At 71.8% G+C, this 18,893-nt stretch carries 18 protein-coding genes; 16 read left to right on the top strand and 2 right to left on the bottom strand.

The window, feature by feature from the left end:
• Positions 1-331 precede the first annotated feature (331 nt).
• Entirely contained in the window at positions 332-1,249 is a 918-nt protein-coding gene (locus K4S16_RS39455; protein WP_160161176.1) for a sugar kinase, read from the bottom strand.
• A 106-nt stretch (positions 1,250-1,355) separates the two neighbouring features.
• Here K4S16_RS39455 and K4S16_RS39450 point away from each other — a divergent pair, with 106 nt between their 5' ends.
• The 13 genes from K4S16_RS39450 to K4S16_RS39390 all read left to right on the top strand — a co-directional run bounded on the left by K4S16_RS39450 (position 1,356) and on the right by K4S16_RS39390 (position 15,726).
• Positions 1,356-2,114, top strand: coding sequence for a phytanoyl-CoA dioxygenase family protein (locus K4S16_RS39450; protein WP_149264199.1), 759 nt, complete (start codon positions 1,356-1,358; stop codon positions 2,112-2,114).
• Positions 2,114-3,154, top strand: a complete 1,041-nt coding sequence (locus K4S16_RS39445; protein WP_149264198.1) for a DUF4432 family protein — start codon at positions 2,114-2,116, stop codon at positions 3,152-3,154. Before K4S16_RS39450 ends, K4S16_RS39445 begins: the two co-directional genes overlap by 1 nt.
• A complete protein-coding gene (locus K4S16_RS39440) occupies positions 3,151-3,948 on the top strand; it encodes an SDR family NAD(P)-dependent oxidoreductase (RefSeq protein ID WP_149264197.1) in 798 nt (265 codons plus the stop codon). The genes K4S16_RS39445 and K4S16_RS39440 overlap by 4 nt, the downstream gene beginning before the upstream one ends.
• Before the next feature lie 83 nt (positions 3,949-4,031).
• Positions 4,032-5,303: a DUF4185 domain-containing protein gene (locus K4S16_RS39435; RefSeq protein ID WP_149264196.1), complete on the top strand. Its 1,272-nt coding sequence runs from the start codon at positions 4,032-4,034 to the stop codon at positions 5,301-5,303.
• A 113-nt stretch (positions 5,304-5,416) separates the two neighbouring features.
• Entirely contained in the window at positions 5,417-6,361 is a 945-nt protein-coding gene (locus K4S16_RS39430; protein WP_149264195.1) for an alpha/beta hydrolase, read from the top strand.
• Between the two features lie 34 nt (positions 6,362-6,395).
• Complete coding sequence (locus tag K4S16_RS39425; RefSeq protein ID WP_149264194.1) at positions 6,396-7,100, top strand: FadR/GntR family transcriptional regulator; 705 nt, start codon at positions 6,396-6,398, stop codon at positions 7,098-7,100.
• A 112-nt stretch (positions 7,101-7,212) separates the two neighbouring features.
• Positions 7,213-8,472: an ABC transporter substrate-binding protein gene (locus K4S16_RS39420; protein ID WP_149264193.1), complete on the top strand. Its 1,260-nt coding sequence runs from the start codon at positions 7,213-7,215 to the stop codon at positions 8,470-8,472.
• A 3-nt stretch (positions 8,473-8,475) separates the two neighbouring features.
• Positions 8,476-9,447: a carbohydrate ABC transporter permease gene (locus tag K4S16_RS39415; protein ID WP_149264192.1), complete on the top strand. Its 972-nt coding sequence runs from the start codon at positions 8,476-8,478 to the stop codon at positions 9,445-9,447.
• Entirely contained in the window at positions 9,444-10,274 is an 831-nt protein-coding gene (locus K4S16_RS39410; RefSeq protein ID WP_149264191.1) for a carbohydrate ABC transporter permease, read from the top strand. Before K4S16_RS39415 ends, K4S16_RS39410 begins: the two co-directional genes overlap by 4 nt.
• A 204-nt stretch (positions 10,275-10,478) precedes the next feature.
• Entirely contained in the window at positions 10,479-13,565 is a 3,087-nt protein-coding gene (locus K4S16_RS39405) for a glycoside hydrolase family 38 C-terminal domain-containing protein (RefSeq protein WP_149264190.1), read from the top strand.
• Between the two features lie 17 nt (positions 13,566-13,582).
• Entirely contained in the window at positions 13,583-14,818 is a 1,236-nt protein-coding gene (locus K4S16_RS39400; RefSeq protein ID WP_149264189.1) for an enolase C-terminal domain-like protein, read from the top strand.
• Positions 14,819-14,827: 9 nt separating this feature from the next.
• Entirely contained in the window at positions 14,828-15,307 is a 480-nt protein-coding gene (locus K4S16_RS39395; protein WP_149264188.1) for a GNAT family N-acetyltransferase, read from the top strand.
• Positions 15,308-15,366: 59 nt separating this feature from the next.
• On the top strand, positions 15,367-15,726 hold the full coding sequence (locus K4S16_RS39390) for a hypothetical protein (RefSeq protein ID WP_149264187.1): 360 nt from the start codon (positions 15,367-15,369) through the stop codon (positions 15,724-15,726).
• Between the two features lie 72 nt (positions 15,727-15,798).
• On the opposite strand, the gene sodN is transcribed toward K4S16_RS39390, so the two are convergent.
• A complete protein-coding gene (gene sodN, locus K4S16_RS39385) occupies positions 15,799-16,230 on the bottom strand; it encodes a superoxide dismutase, Ni (RefSeq protein ID WP_149264186.1) in 432 nt (143 codons plus the stop codon).
• Between the two features lie 152 nt (positions 16,231-16,382).
• Here sodN and sodX point away from each other — a divergent pair, with 152 nt between their 5' ends.
• From sodX to K4S16_RS39370, 3 genes are all read left to right on the top strand, one after another.
• On the top strand, positions 16,383-16,787 hold the full coding sequence (gene sodX / locus K4S16_RS39380; RefSeq protein WP_149264185.1) for a nickel-type superoxide dismutase maturation protease: 405 nt from the start codon (positions 16,383-16,385) through the stop codon (positions 16,785-16,787).
• Between the two features lie 117 nt (positions 16,788-16,904).
• Positions 16,905-17,795, top strand: a complete 891-nt coding sequence (locus K4S16_RS39375; protein WP_149264184.1) for an ABC transporter ATP-binding protein — start codon at positions 16,905-16,907, stop codon at positions 17,793-17,795.
• Entirely contained in the window at positions 17,792-18,811 is a 1,020-nt protein-coding gene (locus K4S16_RS39370; RefSeq protein ID WP_149264183.1) for an ABC transporter permease subunit, read from the top strand. The genes K4S16_RS39375 and K4S16_RS39370 overlap by 4 nt, the downstream gene beginning before the upstream one ends.
• The last annotated feature ends 82 nt before the right edge of the window (positions 18,812-18,893 follow it).

Below are 18,893 nucleotides of genomic sequence, written 5' to 3'. Positions count from 1 at the left end.
CGGCTCCCTGCGCGACTGGCCCTCGCTTCGCTCGTGCCGTGCGTGGGGGTGGGGTGCGGGTTTGTGGGGGTGCGGGGGGCTTCGGCTCGTTTTGCGGCTCGCTTCGCGGTTGGCCCTCGCTGCGCTCGTGCCGTGCGTGGGGTCGGGTGCGGGTTTGTGGGGGTTGCTCTGGCGCTTCGGCTCGCCTGGCGGCTCGCTTCGCGGACTGGCCCTCGCTTCGCTCGTGCCGTGCGGGAGGTCGGGTGCGGGTTTGTGGGGGCGCTGGTGGTTTCGGCTCGCCTGGTGGCTCGTTTCGCTGGTCTTGCCTTGCTCCGGCCTTGAGGCGGGGAGTTCAGGTTCTTGCTGGGTGGGGTGGGGGGAGTAGGGCGCCTCGGTGGGTTATTACCTCGGCGGCCAGGGTCGTGGCTGTTTCGGCTGCTTGCTTTTGGGGTGTGCCTGTTAGGCGGGAGGCCAGGTAGGCGCCGTTGAAGGCGTCGCCGGCGGCTGTGGTGTCTCTCACTTGTACGTGGGGGACGGCGGGGATTGGGATCTGGGTCCTGGTGTCGGCGATCACGCAGCCCTGGGCGCCCTGTTTTACGGCGATCTCGGGGACTCCTGCCTTTCTTAGGCGTCTGATCGTGTCTGTGGGGGTTCTGTCGCCGAAGACGGCCTGGTCGTCGGTGTGGGTGGGGAGGGCTATGTCGGTCCGGGTCAGGACGGCGGACATGGCTTCGGCGGCGGCCTTGGAGGAGGGCCAGCCGGCGGGGCGGTAGTTGCCGTCGAAGGCGACCATGCCGCCGCGGCGGCGGGTCTCGTCCAGGACGTTCAGGAGCCTTGCGCGGGCGTCGGTGGTGAGGATCGACAGGGTGATGCCCGAGAGGTAGACGAGGTCGTGGGCCGCTATCGCGTCGTCGATCTCCGGGGGGTGGGTCGGACCGAACAGGGCGCGGGCGGCTGACTGGGATCTGTAGTAGTGGAACGTCCGCTCGCCCGCTTCGTCCGTGCGGATCAGGTAGAGGCCTGCTTGGCCGCCGGGGACGGTGCGGGTGAGGTCTGAGTTGACGCCGTGGGCGGTCCAGGATTCGCGCATCTGGGTGCTGTAGAGGTCGTCGCCTATGAGGGTGACGAACTGGACGTCGGCCGTGGGGGCGGTGCGGGCCAGGTAGGCGGCGGTGTTGAAGACGTCGCCGGCGTAGCCGAGGGCGAGGCGGTCGGGGGTGAGGTGGCTCAGTTCGATCATGCATTCGCCGATCAGGGCGACGGTCGGCATGGCGCTTCCTCTCTCGGGCGGCAGAGGCGACGATACACATCTAGACAGCAAGTGATCTGATGACTCAGACTTCGGGGTGTCGCGCCTGAGTGAGAAGGGGACGCCCATGCCGCTGCGGGGTTATGACGAGGACGGGTACGCGATCTTCCGGAACGTGCTGGATCCGGAGCTGGTCGCCGAGGCGGATCAGCACGTCCGCTGGTTGCAGGAGCGGTATCCCGACCGGACCGGAGAGGACCTCTCCACGGAGCTGGTCGCCAAGGACCCCTTCTGGGTACGGCTGGTCTCCGACGACCGGCTGCTCGATGTCGCGGAGCAGTTCATCGGGCCCGATATCGCGCTGTTCGCGTCCGCCTACATCTCCAAGCCGCCCTACATGGGGAAGGCCGTGCTGTGGCACCAGGACGGGGCGTTCTGGCCGCTCGACCCGATGCGCGTGGTGACGCTGTGGCTCGCCATCGACCGGTCCACGCCGGAGAACGGGTGCCTGCGGGTCATCCCAGGCACCCACAGGGAGGGCCTGCACGAGGTGCGGGAGCGGGACGACGCCGACGCGGTGTTCGGGGTGGAGAGCGCCGTGGGCGTGGACGAGTCCCGCGCGGTGGATCTCGTCCTGGAGCCCGGGGACGTCGAGGTCCACCACCCGAACATCATGCACGGCAGCAACGCGAACGAGTCGCCCCATCGGCGGTGCGGGTTGACCATCCGGTACATCCCGACCTCGACCCGGATCACGGCGGAGCCGCTGCCGTTCCCCTCTGCGCTGCTGCTGCGCGGCGACCCGGGGGTGAACGTGTACCAGCCGCGGCCCCGGTACGTGGCGGGGGAGCACTTCCCGTTCAGCGGTGCGGAGGACTGGGGCTGATGGGGCGGCACCGGCCGTCCCGCAATTGGGGCGCTCGCGTCCACGAGATCACCTGGGCCGGGCTGGAAGCCGTGGTCCTGGAGAACGAGCTGCTGCGGGTGACGGTTCTGGTGGGCAAGGGCGGTGACATCGCGGAGTTCTGCTACAAGCCGCGCGACATGGACTTCGTGTGGCTGTCGCCTGGTGGGCTGCGTGATCCGCGGGACGTGGCCGGGGGAGCGGGCGACGACGTCGCCCTGTTCCTCGACGGTTATGAGGGCGGCTGGCAGGAGGTGCTGCCGAACGGGGGTGCGCCGAGCACGTACCGGGGGGCGGCGTTCGCGCAGCACGGGGAGGTGGCCGGGCTGCCGTGGGACGCCGAGATCGTGGTCGACGAGGCTCGGGAGGTCGCCGTCCGGCTCACCGTGCGGGGGCGGCGGATGCCGCTTCGGGTCGCCAAGACGCTGCGGCTTAGGGGCGGTGAGGCTGAGCTCGCCATCGAGGAAGAGCTGGTCAACGAGTCGGGGGTGGCGCTGGAGGCGATGTGGGGGCACCACATCGTGTTCGGGGCGCCCTTCCTGCGGCCGGGGCACCGGATCAGGGTGGCCGAGGGCGCCCGGGTCGTGCCGCACGAGACGGCGATCGCTCCCGGCGGGCGGCGGGTGCGGGCCGATGGGCCGCATGAGTGGCCGCGTGTTCCGGCTGAAGGCGGTGGGGCTGTCGATCTCGATGTGGTCCCCGAGGCGGGGGTGCCGAGTGAGATCGTCTACCTCACCGGGCTGGACGAGGGGCGCTACGAGGTCGTCGATCCGGCCGGTTTCGGGATGCGGGTGCGCTGGGACGCGGACGTCCTGCCGCACCTGTGGCTGTGGCAGGAGTTCGGGGCGACCACGGGGCATCCGTGGTGGGGCCGCGCCTACGTGATGGGTCTGGAGCCGTTCGCCGGCTACCCGACGGACGGGCTGGCCGCCGCCGTCGCGAACGGCACCGCGTTGAGGCTGGGGCCGCAAGCGCGGCGGAGCCTGTGGCTGCGCGCGGCGGTCATCGAGGAGGGCATGTGAGGGAGTTCGAGGGCAGGGTCGCCGTGGTGACCGGTGGGTCGCTGGGGATCGGCCGTGCCGTGGTGGAGCGGCTCGCGCGCGACGGCGCCGCCGTGGTGTTCTGCGGCATCGGCGAGGACGAGGTCCGCCGGGCGGAGGACGAGCTGCGGGGTGAGGGGCTTGACGTCACCGGCGCCGTGGCCGACGTGACGGACGCCGTGCGGATGGAGTGGCTTGTCGGGGAGGCGGTGTCCAGGCACGGCGGCCTGGACGTCCTGGTGACGTGTGCGGGCGTGCAGCGGTACGGGACGGTCGAGGAGACGTCCGAGGAGCTGTGGGACGAGGTGATCGGCGTCAACGCCAAGGGGGTGTTCCTCGCCTGCCGCGCCGCCGTGCCCGAGCTGCGGCGGAGGGGCGGCGGGGCGATCGTCACGGTGTCGTCGGTGCAGGCGTTCGTCTCGCAGGACCGGGTCGCCGCGTACAGCGCCAGCAAGGCCGCGATCAACGCGCTGACGCGGTCGGTGGCGCTCGACCACGCGGCGGACGGCATCCGCGCGAACGCGGTGTGCCCGGGGTCGGTCGACACGCCGATGCTGCGCTGGGCCGCCGACTTGTTCCGCGGTGAGAAGGACCAGGACGCGCAGGTCGCCGAGTGGGGGCGGACGCATCCGCTGGGCCGCGTCGCGGCCCCGGCCGAGGTCGCGGAGGTCGTGGCGTTCCTCGCCGGGCCCCGCTCGTCGTTCGTGACCGGTGCCGAATACCGGGTCGACGGGGGGCTGCTGGCGCGCAATCCGGCGGCGCTTCCGGAAATCTGAGTAAAGATCTAGACACCAAGTCATTTGATGACTCATGATGTGGGGCGCACGAGCGTGCGGCAGCGACCTCGCGGAGGTTTCCCATGCAGGAGTCCGTCCCTCCTCGTCTCTTCTCTCCCGATCGGCCCTCTTCCGTTCACGCGTGGCGCCGCCGTGCCGGCGTCGTCGCGTCCGCCCTGCTGCTCGCGGTCGCGCCCGCCGTCCCGGCGGGCGCCGACGCGTACGGCCGCGGCCACGCCGCCGCCGGACCCACGTGCTCCGGGCAGACCGCGCCCAGCTTCGGCACGGCTTCGCCGAACACCGCTCTCAACGGCAAGTTCACGGCCTACGGCAACAGCAACACGCTGCTGGACGACTGGACCGGCGCGGACACGACGTACTCGCTGAAGCTCTCGGACGGACGCATCGTCTACGCCTACTCCGACACCTTCCTCGGGCAGGTCAACGCGGACGGATCACGGCCGGTGGTCGTCGAGGAGGGCGGGACGACGCCCTTCATCAACAACTCGTTCGTCGTCCAGGGGACGGGCGGGGGCCTCACCACCGTGCACGGCGGGACGGCCGCCGCTCCCAAGGCGGTCATGCCGCCCGCGCAGCCCGCCCACTGGTACTGGGCGGGCGACCTCACCCAGAGCGGCTCGGAGGTCCAGCAGCTCTACCGCGAGTACTACGACCCCGACCCGAACAACGGCACCGGGTGGGACATGAAGTTCAAGGACAACGTCCTCGCCCGCTTCTCCACCGGGAACCTGGCCGCCCCGACCGTCCAGGCGATGCCCTCGGCGTCGGGCGTGCAGTGGGGGTCCGCCCTGCTGAAGGACGGCGGCTACACCTACGTCTACGGCACCGAGGACTACACCGACCCCCAGACGCAGGCGAACACCAAGTACCTGCACATCGCGCGGGTCGCCGGCACGGACCTGCGCGGCGCCTGGCAGTACCGCACGGCGAGCGGCTGGTCGTCCGCCGAGGCGGACTCGGCGCGGCTGATGAGCGGCGTCTCCAACGAGTTCAGCGTCACCAGGCGCGGGACGCACTACATCATGGTCAACCAGGATTCGAGCATCGCGTTCGGCGGCGAGATCGACGTCCTGCTGTCGTGCTCGGCGGCCGGGCCGTTCAGCGGTGAGCAGACCGTCTACCAGACGCCCGAGACCGGGCCGTACGGCTCCTACGGCGACCCGGACATCTTCACCTACAACGCCCACCAGCACGCGGCGCTCTCGTCCAGCGGCAGCCTGGTGATCTCCTACAACGTCAACAGCCTGGACGCCACCAAGGGCCCGGCCAACGACAACTACCGGGACGTCAGCATCTACCGGGCGCGCTACGTCAACCTCCCCGTCTCCGGCTGATCCCCCTAGCCGCGGCGCCGCCGTTCCGTCCACGGCGGTACCGCTCCCCGCGCCCCCGGGTGACCTCCCGCCCGGGGGCGCGTCCCCTTTCCCACTCCCTGGAGGTCCGGCCCATGCACCTCGACCCCGAACTCGCCGCCGCGCTCGACGGCATGCCCTACGTCGGCCTCGCGGACCCCGTCCGGGCCCGCGCGGCCATGAACGACCTGGTCCGCGCGCTGGCCCGGCCCGCGTCCGACGGGAGGGCCGAGGTGGAGGACCGGGAGATCCCCGGGCCGCCCGGCGCGCCGCCGGTCCCGGTGCGGATCTACCGGCCGCGCGCGACGCCCGCTCCCGTGCTCGTGTACTTCCACGGCGGCGGCTTCGTGACCGGCGGGCTGGAGAACGAGCACGAGCGGTGCCTGGAGTTCGCCGGGGAGGACGGGATCGCGGTCGTGTCGGTCGACTACCGGCTCGCGCCGGAGCATCCCTTCCCGGCCGGGTTCGAGGACTGCTGCGCCGCGACCGCCTGGGCCCACGAGCACGCGGAGGAGTTCGGCGGGGACCCCGGGCGGGTCGCGGTCGGAGGCGGGAGCGCGGGCGGGGCGCTGGCCGCCGCCGTGGCGCTGCGGGCGCGGGACGAGGGCGGTCCGCCGCTGGTGTTCCAGATGCTCCTGTACCCCGTCCTGGACGACCGGATGGCGACACCGTCCATCCGGACGTTCACCGAGCCGCCCCTGTTCAACAGCGGCGATGTCCGGCACATGTGGCGCCACTACCTCGGCGGGCGGACGGACGTCCCCGCCTACGCGGCCCCCGCGCGCGCCGGCGACCTGAGCGGGCTCCCGCGCGCCTACGTGCTCCTGCCCCAGCTCGACCCGCTCCGGGACGAGGGGTTCGCCTACGCCCACCGGTTGATCGTCTCCGGGGTTCCCACGGAGCTTCACCATGTGCCGGGCGCATGCCACGGTTTCGACGGCATCATGTCGGCGCGGCCGGGGCGGTTCGCGTTCGAGGAGCAGCGCGCCGTCCTGCGGCGATGTCTTTTCGGGAGGCTGGACAGCGCAGTCGCTAAGTGATTAGATGACTTTACTTCTTGGGAACGAGGTGGCGATGTCACAGGATGTGGCCCGGCCGAGCCTGGCGGACGCCCTCACCGAGCGCATGCTGGAGCTGATCAGGGCCGGCGGCCTGCGCGCCGGCGACCGGCTGCCGTCCGCGCGGGAGCTGTCCCAGCGCTTCGCGGTGACCACGCCGACGCTGCGCGAGGCGCTGCGCCGGCTGGAGGCCACCGGGGCGATCCAGCTCCGGCACGGCTCGGGCATCTACGTGGGCGCCGACCTCGAACGCGTGGTCATCCCCAACCCCAACGTCCGGGAGCTGGAGGCCGACCGGCTGCTCCAGCTGCTGGACGCGCGGCTGCTCATCGAGCCGCCGCTGGCCGGCCGCGCCGCCCGGCGGTCGCGGCCCGCCGACATCGAGCTGCTCCGCGCCATCCTCGACCAGGCGGGCGCGGACCTCGGCGGCGCCGGGCAGGAGGCGGAGACCCGCCTGCACAAGGCCAACATGGCCTTCCACCGGGAGGTCGCCGGCGTCGCGGGCAACTCCGTGCTCTGCGAGGTCATCGACTCCCTGCTGTCGGTGCACGCCTCCGAGCAGCGGGCGATACAGCGGATCTTCGACGACCGCGTCCGCGACTTCGACGAGCACACCGCGATCCTCGCCGCCATCGAGGCGGGCGAGGAGCGGGAGGCGGAGTCCCTCATGCGGTCCCACCTCGCCGACATCAAGCACGTGATCGAACAGCGGCTCGCCTGAGCGGCCGCCCCACTGCCGCCGGCGCCCGCGCCGTGCGGCCGGTTCACCCTTCCCTGATTCCATCCTTCGACCACCCCGATCGGGCATCGCCGCCCGATGAAGGAGGCTCACCATGGTGCCGTCCAAGCGACTCCAGGTGACCGCGCTCGCCGCGGGCGCGCTGCTACTCGCCGTCGGCTGCGGGTCCGGCGACTCGGGCGGGAGCAAGTCCGAGCTCAAGCTCTACAACGACAAGGGCGCGTGGAAGCCCTTCTTCGAGCAGATGGGCGCCCTCGGCAAGCAGCAGACCGGCCTCGGCATGACGCCGGTCGGCTACACCGACGAGCCGACCTACACGGCGTTCATCAAGACCTCGTTCCGCACCAACGTCAAGCCCGACCTGTTCACCTGGACGACCGGCGGGCGCCTCGAAGAGATCGTCAAGCAGAACCAGGTCGCCGAGACCACGAAGATCTGGCAGGACGCCATCGGCAGTGGCGACCTCACCGAGGACCTGAAGAAGTACTACACCGTCGACGGCAAGCAGTACTGCGTCCCGCTGAACACCGCCTACTGGGGCATGTTCTACAACAAGAAGGTCTTCGCGAAGTACGACCTGAAGCCGCCGACGACGTGGGCGGAGCTGGAGAAGACCGCGCAGACGCTCAAGTCGAAGGGGCAGGTGCCCTTCAACCAGACCACCCCCACGTCGCTGTTCTCCTTCGCCTGGTTCGAGCAGATCCTCGCCGGCACCGACCCCGACCTGTACGAGCGGCTGTCGAAGGGCCAGGCGTCCTACACCGACCCCGGCGTCGTGAAGGCGATGGAGCGCTGGAAGTCGATGATCGACGCCGGGTGGTTCAGCAAGCCCGGCGACAAGGCCGACCCCGCCGACCACTTCAAGTCCGGCGACGCGGCCATGGTCATCAACGGGACGTGGTTCAACACGAGCATGACCCAGCGCGGCCTCAAGCAGGGGACGGACTACGGGTTCTTCTTCATCCCGAACGTGGACCCGGCGCTGCCGAAGCGGTCGCTGGTGTTCGAGAGCGGCCCGCTGTGCTCGCTGCGCAAGGCCCCCGACCCCGCCGCGAGCACCAAGTACCTCAAGTGGTGGATCACTCCCGCCGCGCAGGAGAAGTGGGCGAACGCGCGCGGCGACGTGTCCGGCAACCCGAAGGTCAAGGTCGCCGACCCCGAGCTGGACAAGGTCACCAAGGAGGCCGCCTCCGACGGCAACCGGCTGGTCCTGCGCTACTTCGAGGCCGCGCCCGCCCCCGTGCTCACCGAGGCGCTCAGCGGCTTCGACAAGTTCCTCAACAAGCCGGAGACCTACATGGACGTCCTCAAGAGCATCCAGAAGGTGAACGAGGACTACTGGAAGTCGCACTGATCCATGAGCACGAACAAGGCCACCGCCGACCGTCCCGGGCCGGCGGTGGCGCCCCCCGCGGGCGGCGGCCCCCGCAAGGCGTCCGGCGCCCGCCCCGGCAAGGGGTTCGCGCTGCACGGCCGGTTCCGGCACGTCTACATCTCGCCCGCCGTACTGTTCGTCGCCGTCCTGCTCTACCTGCCGTTCCTGTGGACGGCGTACCTGAGCTTCACCAGCTACGACGGCCTCGCCTCACCCGAGTTCACCGGCCTGGACAACTACAAGCGGCTCCTTGAGGACGATGCGCTCGTCACGTCGATCCGCAACACGCTGCTGTGGGTCGTCGGAACCGTCGTCCTGCCGGTGGGGCTCGGACTGCTCGTCGCCGTCCTCTCCTACGACCTCAAGCGCGGCGCGTGGTTCCGGCTGCCGTTCCTGCTGCCGTACGCGATGTCCGGCGCCGGTCTCGGCGTGATCTGGGGATTCATCCTGCAGCCGGACGGGATGGCGAACCAGATCCTGACCCTGCTCGGCATGCCGGGCGGCGACACCGCGTTCCTGCAGGACGGCCCCCGCAACACCATCGCGATGATCGTGGTGTGGACGTGGCAGCAGCTCGGCGTCAACATGCTGCTGTTCGTCGTCGGCCTCCAGTCGATCCCGAAGGGGCCGATCGAGGCCGCCCGCATCGACGGCGCGTCCGGATGGTCGATGTTCCGGCACGTCGTCTGGCCGCTGATGCGCCCGATCACCACCGTCGTGTTCGGCCTCGCGCTCGTCGCCGGGCTGAAGAACTTCGACATCGTCTGGGTGATGACGCAGGGCGGGCCCGGACGCTCGTCCGAGACCCTCGCCGTGACCATGTACCGGGACGTGTTCGTCGCCAACGAGTACGGCTACGGTTCCGCGGTCGCGGTGCTGCTCACCACCGTCACGGGACTCGCCTCGTACGTGTACCTGCGCCGCCAGGCGAGCAGGGAGGAGACGCCGCGATGAACGGAGCGAAACTGGTCCACGTGCGCCGGGCCGTGCTGGCGGTGCTGGGCCTGGTGTGGCTGTTCCCGACCTACCTGATCGTCGCGAACGCGCTCCGGCCGGCCCGCGACTACGACCCGTCGGACGCGGTGAGGCCGCCGTCCTCCATCGGCCTGCTCGACAACATCGCGCAGGCCTGGGACCGGACCGCCGTGGGCGACACCCTGCTCAGCACGCTGCTGTACAGCGTCGTCTCGCCCGCGCTGGCCGTCCTGATGGGCGCGCTCGCCGGATACGCGATCGTGGTGCTGCGGCTCAGGCACGGCTTCGCCTGGTTCGTGGTGATCTTCGCCGGGACGGTGGTGCCGTTCCAGATGCTCCTGGTGCCGCTGTTCGTCGGCTACAGCAAGGTGGCGCTGTACGACGGCCACCTCGGGCTGATCATCATCTACTCGGCGGTCAACGTGCCGCTGGCCGCCCTGGTGATGCGCAACTTCTTCGGCAACGTCGCCGTGTCGATCTTCGAGGCGGCCCGGCTGGACGGCGCGTCCACCTTCCGGATCTTCTGGCGGATCTACCTGCCGCTGTCGGCGGCGGCCCTCGCCGCCGTGTTCATCCTGGAGTTCACCTTCGTCTGGAACGACCTGCTGTTCGGCCTGACGCTCTCGCAGTCGGAAACCGTCCGGCCCGTGTGGGCCGAACTGTCCGCGCTGACCACCGACGTCTACGCCGGCACCCCCGTGCCGATCGCGCTGGCCGCCGGCCTGGTGGTCTCCCTACCGACCGTCGTGCTCTTCCTGGCGACCCAACGCCTCTTCACCCGCGGCCTAACGCTTGCGCAGCTTTAGCCCAGGGGGGCGACCCCCTGGAACCCCCGTCACGGGGAGGGGGCCGTTTCCCGATCCGCTCCGCGTTTCGTGAAACGGCCCCCTCCCCGGCGGGCCGGGCGACCTCCGGGCGTGACCGCCCTCCGGTCGCCCGGCCCGTGACCCCCGGACCTGACCCCGGACCTTCTGACCTCGGACTCCCAGAGAGGAATGTGACGCATAACGATGACGAGTCGCCTGCTGCAGGCGAGCCTCGGCTCGCCCGACTATGACGGGATCCGTGACGCGCTGCGCCAGGACACCTCCACTGAGGTGCTCGCCGTGCGCGGGCTGTCGGTGCGCGCTGCGGTGCTGCCGCTGTTCAGGCGGGACGAGGGCGGTGCGCTCCTCCAGGCCGTCCGGCTGACGCTGTCCGGGGGCGGCCCCTTGGAGGTGGCCCTCAAGGACGGTGACATCGAGGTCGCCTCGGCGGCGGTCGAGGGTGGGGTCGTCACGCTGCTCGTCCCTGAGGTGGACGGGCCCCGCCGGCTGACCCTGGAGGTGCGCGACTCCGGCGGGCTCGTCGGGGCGGCGCCGCTCGACGTCACCCCGCAGCGCAAGTGGAACGTCTTCGTCGTCCACCACTCGCATCTCGACATCGGCTACACCGACACGCAGGGCACCGTCCTGCGGCATCACCTCGACTACCTCGACGCGGCGCTGCGGCTGGCGCGGGAGACCGACGGGCGCCCGGACGACGCGCGGTTCCGCTGGTCGGTCGAGTCGTCCATGCCCGCCCTGCGTTGGCTCGCCACCCGTCCCGAGGACCAGGTGGCCGAGTTCGCCGAGCGGGCCCGCGCGGGCCACATCGAGGTCACCGCGTTCCCGATGCAGCTGCACACGGAGGCCTGCTCGACGGAGGAGCTGTACCGGCAGCTCCGCTTCGTGGAGCAGTTGCGGCGCGAGTACGGCATCGAGGTCCGGTCGGCGATGCACACCGACATCCCGGGCGCGGTCGTCGGGACGGTGGACGCCCTGAACGCGGCGGGCGTCCGGTACCTCGCCGCCGCGCACAACTGGGCCGGGCGCTCCGTCCCGTACATCACGGGCGGCGACCGGCTCGCCCGCCCGTTCCGGTGGCGGTCGCCGGGCGGCGGCGAGCTGATCGTCTGGTTCACCGACACCCCGCACGGCATGGCCTACATGGAGGGCAACACGGTCGGGCTCGTCGACGGCTACGACCTCGCCGAGGACCTGCTGCCCCGCTACCTCGGCTCCCTCGCCGACCGGCCCTACCCCTACGGGCCCGGGACGTTCGGCTGGTACGCCGCGCCCGGCCAGGTCGGCGCCGCCAAGGACCCCGACTTCCTGGACGCCGTCCACCTGCGCGTCCAGGGCGCGCACGCCGACAACGCCGGGCCGTCGATCGTCCCCGCCGACATCGCGCACCGCTGGAACGAGACCTGGGCGTACCCGCGGCTGCGGATGGCGACCAACGCCGACTTCTTCGAGTACGTCGAGGAGCACCACGGCGACCGGCTCCAGACCCACGAGGGCGACTGGACGGACTGGTGGGCCGACGGCCTCGGCTCCGGCGCCCGGCCGCTCGGCTACGTCCGGCGGGCGCAGAACGTCCTGCGGGCCGCCGAGACGCTGCACGCCCTCGCCGACGAGCGCAGCGGCGAGCGCACCGGCGCCTCCCTCACGGCCACCAGGGCGATCGACGAGGCCTACGACCGGGCCGCGCTGTTCGACGAGCACACCTGGGGCGCCGCCAACCCGTGGGAGGACGCCGAGGAGGGCGGCGACTCAGGCGGCCTCCAGTGGACCCGCAAGTCCCAGGTCGGCTACCAGGCCCACGACGACGCGCTCGACCTCCTCCAGGCCGGCGCGCGGCGGATCGGCGCGACGTTCGGCGCCTCGCCCGGCGCGCTCGCCTCGTTCCTCGTCGTCAACCCCGGCACCGCCGCCCGCACCGACGCGGCCCGCGCGTTCCTGCCCCGCGACATCGTCGCCGTGGACGTGCCCATCGCGCTCGTGGACGCCCGCACCGGCGAACCCGTCCCGCACCGCGAGGAGGAGGTCGACCCGGACGAGTGGCCCACCCGCCCCATCGGCCGCCACCTGGAGGCGGTGGTCCCGGACGTCCCCGGCCACGGGTACGTCCGCGTGGACGTCGTCCGGGCCGAGGCGGCGGCGCCGGAGCCGGCCGACCTCGGCCTCGGCGGGACGATCGAGAACGAGTTCTACCGGGTGTCCTACGACGTCCGCGAAGGGCACATCGGCTCCGTCTTCGACAAGACCGCGGGCAGGGAGCTGGTGAACGCCGACTCCGTCGCCGGGTTCGGGCAGTACGTCTACGACCGGTACGCGACCGCGCCGCACTTCAACCACATGTCCGGGCACATGCTCGTGCACGACAAGACGATGCTCGGCGACCGGGCCGTCGCCACCCACGCCACCGTCACCGAGTGCACCCGCACCCCTGCCGGGGAGCGGCTCGTCGTAGAGCTGCACGGAAAGGGCGTCGACTGGCTGCGCACGACCATCGACCTGTACGCCGGGGTGCCGCGCGTGGACGTCCGCTACCAGCTCGGCAAGCAGCCCACCGCGGCCAAGGAGGCGGTCTTCTTCGCCTTCCCCTTCGCCGTGGACGGCCCGCCCGCCGCCTGGGAGTTGACCGGCGGCGTCGGCGGCACCGGCGTCCCGAGCGTCCCGGGATCGGCGGAGCACATGCGCCCGATCCGGCACTGGGTCGCGTTCGAGGACCCCGACCTGACCGTCGCGTGGGCCACGCTGGAGGCGCCGCTCGTCCAGTTCGGCTCCATCCACATGCCCTACGCGCCGTTCCCGCCCACGCTCGACAACGAGGACGGCACCGTCTACTCGTGGGCGCTGAACAACATCTGGGACACCAACTTCCCGTCCCAGCAGCAGGGCGAGACCACCTTCCGGTACGCGTTCGCGTCCGGCGCGGCGGGTTCGGGCCGCCGGCTCGGCGCCCGCACGGCCGCCGGGATCACCGACCCGTTCGTCGCCACCCTCGCCACCGGCGACATGCCCGCGGCCGACTCGGGAACCTTCCTGCGCGTGGACGACCCGGACGTGCTCGTCACCTCCGTCGGCCGCGCGCGCGACGGCGACGGCCTGGCCGTCCGGCTCCAGTCGCTCGCCGCCGGCCCGGTCGAGACGGGCCTGCACGTGCCGGGCGCCGCGAGCGCCCTGCTGAGCGGCGGTCTGGAGCGTGACCCGGCGGAGCTGCCCGTCCGGGACGGCACCATGACGGTGCGGCTGCCCGCCTGCGGCGTCGCCACCGTCACGGTTCGGCGTTGAGTACGGATCGGGGACACATGAAGATCACAGGCATCCGCGCCACCACGGTCACCGTGCCGCTGGAGGCGCCCCTCCTGCACAGCAACGGCGCCCACTGGGGCCGCTTCGTCCGGACGATCGTCGAGGTCGAGGCCGACAACGGCCTGGTCGGGCTCGGCGAGATGGGCGGCGGCGGGCAGAGCGCCGAGGCCGCGTTCCAGGCCCTCGCCCCGCACCTGGAGGGCCACGACCCGTTCGAGCTGGAGACGCTCCGCTTCAAGATCGCGAACCCGACGGCGAGCCTCTACAACAACCGCACCCAGATGCTCGCCGCCATCGAGTTCGCCTGCCTCGACCTCGTCGGCAAGCACCTCGGCGTCCCGGTGCACGACCTGCTCGGCGGCCGCATCCGCGACTCCGTCCCGTTCGCGTCCTACCTGTTCTACCGCTACCCGGGCGCCGGGGGCTCGCCGGAGGTCCGCACCCCCGAGCAGCTCGTCGAGCACGCCAGCGCGCTCAAGGACGCGCACGGCTTCACCGTCCACAAGCTGAAGGGCGGCGTGTTCCCGCCGGGCCACGAGCTGGAGTGCTACAAGGCGCTCGCCGAGGCGTTCCCGGGCGACCGCTTCCGCTACGACCCGAACTCCGTGCTGAGCCTGGAGGAGGGCCTCCGCTTCGGCAAGGCCATCGAGGACCTCCCCAACGACTACCTGGAGGACCCCGTCCTCGGGCTGGAGGGGCTGCGGCTCGTCCGCGAGCGCGTGAACGTCCCGCTCGCCACCAACACCGTCGTCGTCAACTTCGAGCAGCTCGCCGCGAACGTGCTGCGCCGCAGCGCGGACGTCGTCCTGCTCGACACCACGTTCTGGGGCGGCATCCGGCCGTGCGTGAAGGCCGCCGGCGTGTGCGAGACGTTCCAGATCGGCGTCGCCGTGCACTCCTCCGGCGAGCTCGGCATCCAGCTCGCCACCATGCTGCACCTCGGCGCCGTCCTGCCCAACCTCACCTACGCCGCCGACGCGCACTACCACCACCTCGCCGACGACGTGATCGAGGGCGGCCCGATGCGCTACGAGGGCGGCAGGATCCCGGTCCCGGCGGGCCCCGGCCTCGGCGTCGGCCTGGACCGCGACAAGCTGGCCGAGTACGCGGAGCTGTACAGGGAGCTCGGCGGCTACGCCTACGACCGCGACCCCGGGCGCCCGGGCTGGTACCCGCTCGTCCCGAACGACCGGTGGGCCGACCCCGCCGCCGCACTGCCGCCGCTCGAATAGCCTGCCCCTGTGATTCGTTACGCGACACCCGCCGACGTCCCGGACATCCTGCGGCTGATCCGCGAGCTGGCGGACTACGAACGGGCCCTCCACGAGGTGAAGGCGACCGAGGAGCAGCTGCACGACCGCCTGTTCGGCGACGACCCCAAGGTCTTCGCCCACGTCGCCGAGCATGACGGCCGGGTCGTCGGGTTCGCCGTGTGGTTCCTCACGTTCTCCACGTGGAACGGCACGCACGGCATCTACCTGGAAGACCTGTTCGTCGAGCCGGAGTACCGCGGCCACGGCTACGGCAAGACGCTCCTCACCGAGCTGGCCCGCATCGCCGACGACCGCGGCTACGGACGCGTCGAATGGTCCGTCCTGAACTGGAACGAGCCGGCGATCGGGTTCTACGAGGCCCTCGGCGCCACCCCCCAGGGCGAGTGGACGGTCTACCGGCTCACCGGCGACGCCCTCACCCGCGCCGCCCGCCCCTCCGCCGGCTGAGGAGCGGCGCCCGGGCCGGGGTTGCATCCGGTACCGAGGTACGGGCTTACGTTCGGGCCATGGAACTTCAGCAGGTACCGGCCCGGCCGGACGACCAGGGATGGGCGCCGCAGGCGTGCGCGCTGCCGACCGCCGAGCGGCCGCTGCGGGTGGCCGAGTTCGACGCGCTGTTCGCCGAGGCGGTGACCGCCGTGCGGCCCGCCGGGCCGGGCCGGGTGCGGATGGAGCTGCGCCCCGAACCGCGGCTGGCCGCACGGGCCGCCGAACTCGCCGCCCGGGAGACGGGCTGCTGCTCGTTCTTCACCTTCGCCGTGACCGCCGCCGGCGGCGCGCTCACCATGGAGATCAGCGTCGACGCCCGGCACACCGAGGTCCTGGACGCCCTGGCGGCCCGCGCCGCCCGGCTGACCGCCTCCTGAACATCGCCGCGGCCCTGGCATGCCGCGAGGGCCGTCCGGAGGCGGACGGCCCTCGCGATGACCTGGAGGCGGTCAGGCCTGCTTGGTCTCCCAGAAGATCTTGTCGATCTCGGCGATCTTCGCGAGCAGGTCGTCGGCCGCCTTGGCGTCCATGCCGCCCTTGGTGCCCGAGGCGCCGGCGAGCTTGGTCGCCTCGTTGAACAGCTGGTGCAGCTGCGGGTACTTCTCGAAGTGCGGCGGCTTGAAGTAGTCGGTCCACAGCACCCAGAGGTGCTCCTTGACCAGCTGCGAGCGCTGCTCCTTGATCAGGATCGCCCGGGCGCGGAACTCCGGGTCCTCGTTGGCGGCGTACTTCTCAATGATCGCCTTCACGGACTCGGCCTCGATCCGGGCCTGCGCCGGGTCGTAGACGCCGCACGGCAGGTCGCAGTGCGCAGACACCGTGGTCTTCGGGCGCAGAAGCTTGAGCAACACCTGCGATTCCCTTCCCTCGTTGCGGATCATGCTCAGGTCACCGACATTACCCTTGTGCCCCGGGGCCCGTCCGGGCAGGGCGCTCGGTAATTCGGCCTAAGACCCGGGCCGTCCGGCCCGGAACCTCTCCAGCAGTGTTGTGACCGCCGCCCGCCGAAGTATGCGGGCCGACGAGGAGGACCATGCGGCTCCGGACCCCCCGCCACCGTTCGCTGTGCGCCCTCGCCGGAGCCGCGGCGCTCGCGGTGGCCGCCGCGCGCAGGCTGGCGACCGTGGAGGTCACCGGCGACTCGATGCTGCCGGGCCTGCGCCCGGGGGACTGGCTCCTCGTCTGGACCGGAGCCCGCCCCGCCCCGGGCGACGTGGTCGTGGCCGAGCACCCGGAACGGCGCGAACTGCTCATCGTCAAACGCGTCTCGCACCGCTCCGGGGACGGATGGTGGCTGGAGAGCGACAACCAGCGCGCCCGCGGCCGCCGCGACAGCTGGGACTTCGGCCCCGTCCCCGACGACCTCGTCGTGGGGCGGGTCGTGGGCCGCTACTGGCCCCGCCCGCGCGTACGCCCGGCCCGGCGGCCGGCGGGGTGACCGGACCCCCGTTCCGCTGAGCCGCGGCGTCGAACCGGCCGAAAGTACGACCGCCGCGGGCGTGAACCGTGCTTTGGGCCGGTGATCCGAGGCGGCGCCGTCGCCGACGATTCCGGCATGCCAATCGAAGATCCGGTCCCGATGCTGCACGCAGAGGGACTGACGAAGAGATACGGACGCAGAGCGGCGCTGAGCGACGTCGACCTGCGCGTTCCGGCCGGTCGCGTCGTGGGCCTGGTGGGCCCGAACGGGGCCGGCAAGTCGACGCTGCTGAACCTGGCCTGCGGGCTGCTGGAGCCGACGTCGGGCTCGCTGCGCGTCCTCGGGTCCAGGCCGGCGGCGAGCGCCGCGCATCTGGCCAGGGTCGGGTTCGTGGCCCAGAACACCCCGGTGTACCCGTCGTTCAGCGTGGCCGACCACCTGCGCATGGGGGCGCGCCTGAACCCGTCCTGGGACCGGGGGCTGGCCGAACGGCGCATCGGGCAGGTCGGGCTGAACCCGGAGCAGAAGGCGGGACGGCTGTCGGGCGGACAGCGCGCGCAGCTGGCGCTGACCGTCGCCGCCGCCAAGCGGCCCGAACTGCTGATCTTCGACGAGCCGGCCGCGGCGCTCGACCCGCTGGCGCGGCAGGGGTTCCTGGCGAACCTGATGGAGTTCGTCGCGGAACTCGGTGCCGGCGCCGTGCTGTCGTCGCACCTGCTCGGCGACATCGAGCAGGTCTGCGACTACCTCATCGTGCTGTGCGACTCGCGGGTCCAGGTGGCCGGCGACGTCCGGGACCTGCTGGCCGGCCACCACCGGCTGGTCGCGCCCGGCGGCGACCTCGGCTCGCTGCCCGCGGGCGTCGAGGTCGTCCGGGCCGAGCACGGCGGCGCGATCGTGCGCACCGGCCTCCCGCCCGCGGGGCTGCCGCTCCGGGCCGAGCCCGTCAGGCTCGAAGAGCTGGTGCTCGCGTACATGTCGCGGGCGAACGCGCCCGCCGGTCGGGAACGGGAGGGAGCACGATGATCTGGTTGAACTGGCGGCAGTTCCGCCTCCAGGCGATCGCCGGTGCGGCCGGGCTCGTCCTGATCGCCGCCTATCTGCTCTACCTGGGCGTGGACATCCGGGACGCGCACGACGCCTACCGGTCCCGGTGCACCGACCCGGCCGGCTGCGCGCAGGCCGCCGTCCAGTTCCAGGGGGCCTACCGGAACACGCTGCTGTTCCTCGCCGCCGGACTCCAGTTGATCGCCGTCGTCATCGGCGCGTTCTGGGGAGCGCCGCTGGTCGCCCGGGAACTGGAACTCGGCACCCACCGGCTGGTGTGGAACCAGAGCGTGACGCGCCGCCGCTGGCTGATCGCCAGGATGGCGTTCGTCGGCCTGGCCGCGGTGGTCGTGGCCGGCCTGGCCGCCCTGCTGCTCACCTGGGCCGCCGCCCCCTACGACGAGGTCGCCGCCGACCGGTTCGGGACGATCGAGTTCGGCGCCCGCAACATCGCCCCGGTCGGCTACGCCCTCCTCTCCTTCGCTCTCGGCACCACCATCGGCCTGCTCGTCCGCCGGACGCTCCCGGCGATGGCCATCACGGGCGTCGTCTTCATCGCCGTCCAGTTCGCCGTGCCGAACCTGGTGCGCCCGCACCTCATGCCGTCCGAGAAGACGGCCCTGCCGATGACCGCGCAGGCCATCAACCAGGCCAAGAACCTGGGCAGCATCACCGGCGCCCCCGTCATCGGCGGCCTCCAGGTGCCCGGCGCCCCGGACGCGTGGATCAGCGAGACCAGCCCGCTGCGCACCGCGGACGGGCGGACGCTCAGCGGGAGCAAGTTCAACGCGTGCCTCGACACCCCGCCGAAGACCGGCGCCGGCGGCACGTTCGGCGACGCCGCCGTGTGCCTGGCCGCACTCGACCTGCACGTCGACGTCGAGTACCAGCCCAGCGACCGCTACTGGGGCTTCCAACTGGCCGAGACCGGGCTGTACCTGGTGCTCGGCGCGCTCCTCACCGCGGTCGCTCTGCGGCGCGTCCGGCGCGCGTGAAGCGACCGATCCCCGACAGCGAAACCAGGTCTCCCATGTCGCATGCGAACGGTCATCAGGATGGTGCCGGCGGGTCTCCGGC

Origin of the sequence: Actinomadura sp. K4S16, assembly GCF_008327685.1 — a bacterium.
GTDB lineage: Bacteria > Actinomycetota > Actinomycetes > Streptosporangiales > Streptosporangiaceae > Spirillospora.
Note: the sequence above shows the minus strand (reverse complement) of the source record. Positions and strands in the feature narration are given on the sequence as shown.

Excerpts from the sequence above, each read along its gene's own strand:
- K4S16_RS39455 (WP_160161176.1), bottom strand. The coding sequence starts at position 1,249 with ATGCCGACCGTCGCCCTGATCGGCGAATGCATGATCGAACTGAGCCAC.
- K4S16_RS39450 (WP_149264199.1), top strand. The coding sequence starts at position 1,356 with ATGCCGCTGCGGGGTTATGACGAGGACGGGTACGCGATCTTCCGGAAC.
- K4S16_RS39445 (WP_149264198.1), top strand. The coding sequence starts at position 2,114 with ATGGGGCGGCACCGGCCGTCCCGCAATTGGGGCGCTCGCGTCCACGAG.
- K4S16_RS39435 (WP_149264196.1), top strand. The coding sequence starts at position 4,032 with ATGCAGGAGTCCGTCCCTCCTCGTCTCTTCTCTCCCGATCGGCCCTCT.
- K4S16_RS39430 (WP_149264195.1), top strand. The coding sequence starts at position 5,417 with ATGCACCTCGACCCCGAACTCGCCGCCGCGCTCGACGGCATGCCCTAC.
- K4S16_RS39425 (WP_149264194.1), top strand. The coding sequence starts at position 6,396 with ATGTCACAGGATGTGGCCCGGCCGAGCCTGGCGGACGCCCTCACCGAG.
- K4S16_RS39420 (WP_149264193.1), top strand. The coding sequence starts at position 7,213 with ATGGTGCCGTCCAAGCGACTCCAGGTGACCGCGCTCGCCGCGGGCGCG.
- K4S16_RS39415 (WP_149264192.1), top strand. The coding sequence starts at position 8,476 with ATGAGCACGAACAAGGCCACCGCCGACCGTCCCGGGCCGGCGGTGGCG.
- K4S16_RS39410 (WP_149264191.1), top strand. The coding sequence starts at position 9,444 with ATGAACGGAGCGAAACTGGTCCACGTGCGCCGGGCCGTGCTGGCGGTG.
- K4S16_RS39405 (WP_149264190.1), top strand. The coding sequence starts at position 10,479 with ATGACGAGTCGCCTGCTGCAGGCGAGCCTCGGCTCGCCCGACTATGAC.
- K4S16_RS39400 (WP_149264189.1), top strand. The coding sequence starts at position 13,583 with ATGAAGATCACAGGCATCCGCGCCACCACGGTCACCGTGCCGCTGGAG.
- K4S16_RS39390 (WP_149264187.1), top strand. The coding sequence starts at position 15,367 with ATGGAACTTCAGCAGGTACCGGCCCGGCCGGACGACCAGGGATGGGCG.
- sodN (WP_149264186.1), bottom strand. The coding sequence starts at position 16,230 with ATGATCCGCAACGAGGGAAGGGAATCGCAGGTGTTGCTCAAGCTTCTG.
- sodX (WP_149264185.1), top strand. The coding sequence starts at position 16,383 with ATGCGGCTCCGGACCCCCCGCCACCGTTCGCTGTGCGCCCTCGCCGGA.
- K4S16_RS39375 (WP_149264184.1), top strand. The coding sequence starts at position 16,905 with ATGCCAATCGAAGATCCGGTCCCGATGCTGCACGCAGAGGGACTGACG.
- K4S16_RS39370 (WP_149264183.1), top strand. The coding sequence starts at position 17,792 with ATGATCTGGTTGAACTGGCGGCAGTTCCGCCTCCAGGCGATCGCCGGT.